Raw genomic sequence first — 3,969 nt, 5'->3', positions numbered from 1 at the left:
GGCGACCCGGATGCGGCGAAAGACTCCTCGCCGCATAACGGGAGATTCAAACCTTGACGGCTCGCTTCGCATCGCGCTTGGGTGATTTCCGCCTGGGGGCGGAAATCACGGCTACACCGAGTGATGCTTTTACTCTCCCGCTGGTTGGCTCCCCTCTCCCACTTGTGGGAGAGGGGCCGGGGGAGAGGGCGGGCGCTGGCTACGCCGCTGTCCTTGCGCCTGTTTAATTCCAATGACATTTGTTGGATTTACCTTGCAAATATTCCAGTAGTCTCTAGTACACCAGGGGGTGAGCCTGCGATGGGCCTGGCAAGTCCGGGACTCGGTGGCCCCCCAAGCTTTGTACATCCAACCAAAGGGGGGTGTTGGATGTGTCCCCGGCGGTCGATAACAAATTCGGTATCCGGATTTCCGTGGCCGCTTCCAAGCGCGCGGAAATCTTTTGCTTCATGACCCGCGACTAGTAGGAGAAATCTTAGTGAAAAAAGCGACCGCAATCCCTCTGGTAGGGGCAACGGTGTTGCTCGCCATGCTCGGCGGGTGCGCCACGGAGACATCGACCGCCCTGCCGGTGCAGAAGGTGGAGAGCGCCAGCCGTCCCTATGCCGGCGTGCGGACCCCGATTGCCGTTGGCAAGTTCGATAACCGTTCGAGCTATATGCGAGGCGTGTTTTCCGATGGCGTCGACCGGCTGGGTGGCCAGGCCAAGACCGTGCTGATCACGCATTTGCAGCAGACCAACCGCTTCAACGTGCTTGATCGCGACAACATGGAAGAGATCAAGCGCGAAGCCGCGATCAAGAGCCAGGCACAGCGCCTGAAGGGCGCCGACTACGTCGTCACTGGCGACGTGACCGAATTCGGGCGCAAGGAAGTTGGCGACCAGCAACTCTTTGGCATTCTCGGCCGAGGCAAGTCGCAGGTCGCCTACGCCAAGGTCGCGCTCAACGTGGTCAACATCGCCACCTCCGAGGTCGTCTTCTCCGCCCAGGGCGCCGGCGAGTACGCGCTGTCCACGCGGGAGGTCGTCGGATTTGGCGGCACGTCTAGCTACGACTCCACGCTCAACGGCAAGGTGCTCGACCTGGCCATGCGCGAGGCCGTCACCAGCCTGATCACCGGCATCGAAAGCGGCGCGTGGAAGCCGGGCAATCCGTAATGCGGGTTTGTTGAAGAGGAGAAGAAGTGAAAAAGAAAAAGATGTATCGGCCTTTGCGCCCAGCTGCGCTGGCCTTGACGGGAACCATTCTGCTGGCGGGCTGCACGGCGCCCAAGACCCTGTATCAGTGGGAAAGCTACCAGCCGCAGGTCTATGAGTACTTCAAGGGTGAGCCGAAGCAGGCGCAGATCGAAGCGCTCGAGCGCGACATGCAGAAAATCACGGCCGCAGGCGCTACGCCACCACCGGGCTACCATGCCCACCTGGGCTTGCTGTATGCCGGCATCGGCAAGGACGACCAGATGGCGCAGGAATTCCAGACCGAGAAGACCTTGTTCCCCGAGTCGGCAGCTTACGTCGATTTCCTGATGAAGAACGTCAAGCGGGGAGAGGAAAAGAAATGATGTCTCTATTCAAACGGCTATTCGCCGCCATGGCGGTCGCCGTGCTTGCAGCCGGCTGCGCCGCGCCCCGGCAGAACGTCGACTACAGCGCCTTCAAGGAAAGCCGCCCGCGCTCGATCGTGGTACTGCCGCCCCTGAATGAATCGCCCGATGTGAAGGCGACCTACAGCATGTTGTCCCAGGTCACCTATCCCCTCGCCGAATCCGGCTACTACGTGCTGCCCGTCACGCTCGTGGACGAGACGTTCAAGCAGAACGGCATGACCACCGCCGGCGACATCCACCAGGTCCCGCCGGCCAAGCTGCGCGAGATCTTCGGCGCCGACGCTGCGCTCTATATCACCGTATCGAAGTATGGCACGTCGTACATGGTCATCAGCAGTGCGACCGTCGTCACCGCCAGCGCCAGGCTGGTCGACCTGAAGACCGGGGCCACCCTGTGGAGCGGCAGCGCATCGGCCTCCAACAACGAAGGCAACAACAATGCCGGCGGCGGGCTGATCGGCGCGCTGATCACGGCAGCGGTCAAGCAGGTGCTGAACAGTGTCACCGAAGCCGGCCATCCCGTGGCGGGCGTGACAAGCGCGCGGCTGTTGTCGGCCGGGCGTCCGGGCAGCATCTTGTATGGGCCTAGGAATCCGAGGTATGGGACGGATTGAGGGTGTTGGTGCTTGCGAGAGCGGTTGGCGTGAGCTGCCGCTTTTATCCGGGAAGCCCCGCGGGTTGATGGCCCGGCGGGGCTTTTTGTTGGGTGGGTGGTGCGGCGACGGCGCCTATCGCTGCAGTACTAGAGCTTGACTTGTTCGAACTGCCCTTTGCCTGAGAAGTTGAAGGGAAGCCTGAAGGCGGCACCGCCTTTGATACCTTCAGATTGCTCGATGATCCGTGGCCACCACCGCACCAGATTGTGCGCAATGTCCCAGAACCTATGGTTTGACCAGCTTTTGTCGAGAAAGAAGACAATCAGCCCCGCACGGCGCAATGCCTCTCGCTCGAGGCCCTTGTTCAGCTTGTCGTGCGTGATGACCGCCCATCCACCTTCTTGCGAGAGAGCGTCGATCCAGGCTGCATCCGTTGTGTCTTGTGGGAAGCGGTCTCGCAAAGGAGCAACGGAGTGCCCTTATGGTTCGGAAAGCGAGTGGAGAGCCCGTGCCAGCGCCGGAGAGAGATTGTTGTCAGCGAAGAATTTCACGCTACCAGGCGTTCTTCAAAGGCGACTGCTGCCTCCACCGAGGCAACAGGCACTTCATACAACCTGGCAACAAGCTGCTTGTCGCCTTCAGCCTGGAATGCCTCGGCGAGGATCGAAGTTCTGATGGCGCCATCGGTGACAATGGGCTTGCCGAAGGCGATTTCAGGATCCAATACCACGGCTTTGCTGCGCAGCGTCGGGTACCAGCGTGCAGCGGCATCGTCCGCACCGAATTCGATGCCACGATACAAAGAGGGCTCGATGATCTTCTGAAACGCGTACTGGCTTTTCACCAAGTCCAGCAGCTCAGTCTCACCAGATTCCTGCATGGTCGACGCGAAGATCGTGCGGCCGTCCGTCTGAAACCGACGGGAGGTAAAGGGATGCGGCAGGGCAAAAAGCTCGCGTGCCTTGCGGCTGGCCAAGCGAATCGTTTGCAGGCTGACGCCGTGCTGGCGAAACGCTCGGACGAATCGGGCTTCCAGCAAATCATGAAAACTGATGCCATCCACGTCCGCTTCCGCCAGTTCGGACTCCCAAAGTGGAGCAACCGGAACCGCACGCCGGGTCGTCTTGTCCCGATATGCATAGCCGTCTAGCCAGCGCCGCAGGTCGCGCACGGGGATGCCGGTGAGCCTCGCAGCTTCATGGATGGTGTAAAGGCCAATGCCAGTCAACTTCATCAGTTCGCGCGGGAAACATCGGCCTTCAGGCCGGTGAGGGATAGCGCGCGACGCGAAGCGTCGCCCCTGTGCCCGCTCTCCTTCGTGGATTGCGCTACGAGTGAATAACCATATCCATCGCCGCGCTGAATGATCTTGCAGTAGCGGTGAGAAACGCCTTGGACGACCCCATAGACGGTCTGAATGTTGAAGGATCCGGTGGCGCGAATCGCCAGCCGCCCAATATGCCTACCGACCTTCTTTCCGGACGGGACATCGGCTCGCACCATATCACTGGTCTGGAAACCGAATGCCCGCTTGCTGCGCATCAAATAGCCGCGCGGGAAGCCTGATGCGGTGAGTCGCGTGCGCTGGTAAGCGCCACGGCCCGAGCACTTGATAGCCAACGTGGGCTTTTGCCAGTCTGAAACTGAGTCGACCACCCCAACACACGCCGCATATCGCGGGCATCGCAGTACGCGCACTGCCGGCCCCATTTCTCTAGTAGGTATTCGCGGACCTCATAGCCGGCCAGTTCGCCCTGCTGATACT

5 protein-coding genes and 1 pseudogene are annotated in these 3,969 nt (G+C 60.8%); 3 read left to right on the top strand and 3 right to left on the bottom strand.

What is annotated here, in order from left to right; all coding sequences use genetic code 11:
• Positions 1 to 529 precede the first annotated feature (529 nt).
• The 3 genes from ACYP5B_RS17375 to ACYP5B_RS17365 are packed head-to-tail and all read left to right on the top strand — an operon-like array spanning position 530 to position 2,222.
• Positions 530 to 1,159 carry a CsgG/HfaB family protein gene (locus tag ACYP5B_RS17375; RefSeq protein ID WP_318235852.1) on the top strand — a complete coding sequence of 210 codons (630 nt, stop codon included), beginning with the start codon at positions 530 to 532 and terminating at the stop codon, positions 1,157 to 1,159.
• A gap of 41 nt (positions 1,160 to 1,200) precedes the next feature.
• Positions 1,201 to 1,563, top strand: coding sequence for a DUF4810 domain-containing protein (locus ACYP5B_RS17370; protein ID WP_318235851.1), 363 nt, complete (start codon positions 1,201 to 1,203; stop codon positions 1,561 to 1,563).
• Positions 1,560 to 2,222 carry a DUF799 domain-containing protein gene (locus ACYP5B_RS17365; RefSeq protein ID WP_459570499.1) on the top strand — a complete coding sequence of 221 codons (663 nt, stop codon included), beginning with the start codon at positions 1,560 to 1,562 and terminating at the stop codon, positions 2,220 to 2,222. Before ACYP5B_RS17370 ends, ACYP5B_RS17365 begins: the two co-directional genes overlap by 4 nt.
• A gap of 128 nt (positions 2,223 to 2,350) precedes the next feature.
• Here the strand turns inward: ACYP5B_RS17365 and ACYP5B_RS17360 are convergent.
• The 3 genes and pseudogenes from ACYP5B_RS17360 to ACYP5B_RS17350 all read right to left on the bottom strand — a co-directional run.
• Positions 2,351 to 2,671: pseudogene (locus ACYP5B_RS17360) on the bottom strand (PIN-like domain-containing protein); the annotation flags it as partial.
• An 80-nt stretch (positions 2,672 to 2,751) separates the two neighbouring features.
• Positions 2,752 to 3,438, bottom strand: a complete 687-nt coding sequence (locus tag ACYP5B_RS17355; RefSeq protein ID WP_459570498.1) for a DUF433 domain-containing protein — start codon at positions 3,436 to 3,438, stop codon at positions 2,752 to 2,754.
• Positions 3,438 to 3,860, bottom strand: a complete 423-nt coding sequence (locus ACYP5B_RS17350) for a hypothetical protein (protein WP_459570497.1) — start codon at positions 3,858 to 3,860, stop codon at positions 3,438 to 3,440. Before ACYP5B_RS17350 ends, ACYP5B_RS17355 begins: the two co-directional genes overlap by 1 nt.
• Between the last annotated feature and the right edge of the window lie 109 nt (positions 3,861 to 3,969).

This window comes from Cupriavidus sp. 8B (assembly GCF_054589115.1).
This window is presented reverse-complemented; position numbering and strand designations above follow the sequence as displayed.

Excerpts from the sequence above, each read along its gene's own strand:
- ACYP5B_RS17355 (WP_459570498.1), bottom strand. The coding sequence starts at position 3,438 with ATGAAGTTGACTGGCATTGGCCTTTACACCATCCATGAAGCTGCGAGG.
- ACYP5B_RS17370 (WP_318235851.1), top strand. The coding sequence starts at position 1,201 with ATGTATCGGCCTTTGCGCCCAGCTGCGCTGGCCTTGACGGGAACCATT.
- ACYP5B_RS17365 (WP_459570499.1), top strand. The coding sequence starts at position 1,560 with ATGATGTCTCTATTCAAACGGCTATTCGCCGCCATGGCGGTCGCCGTG.
- ACYP5B_RS17375 (WP_318235852.1), top strand. The coding sequence starts at position 530 with ATGCTCGGCGGGTGCGCCACGGAGACATCGACCGCCCTGCCGGTGCAG.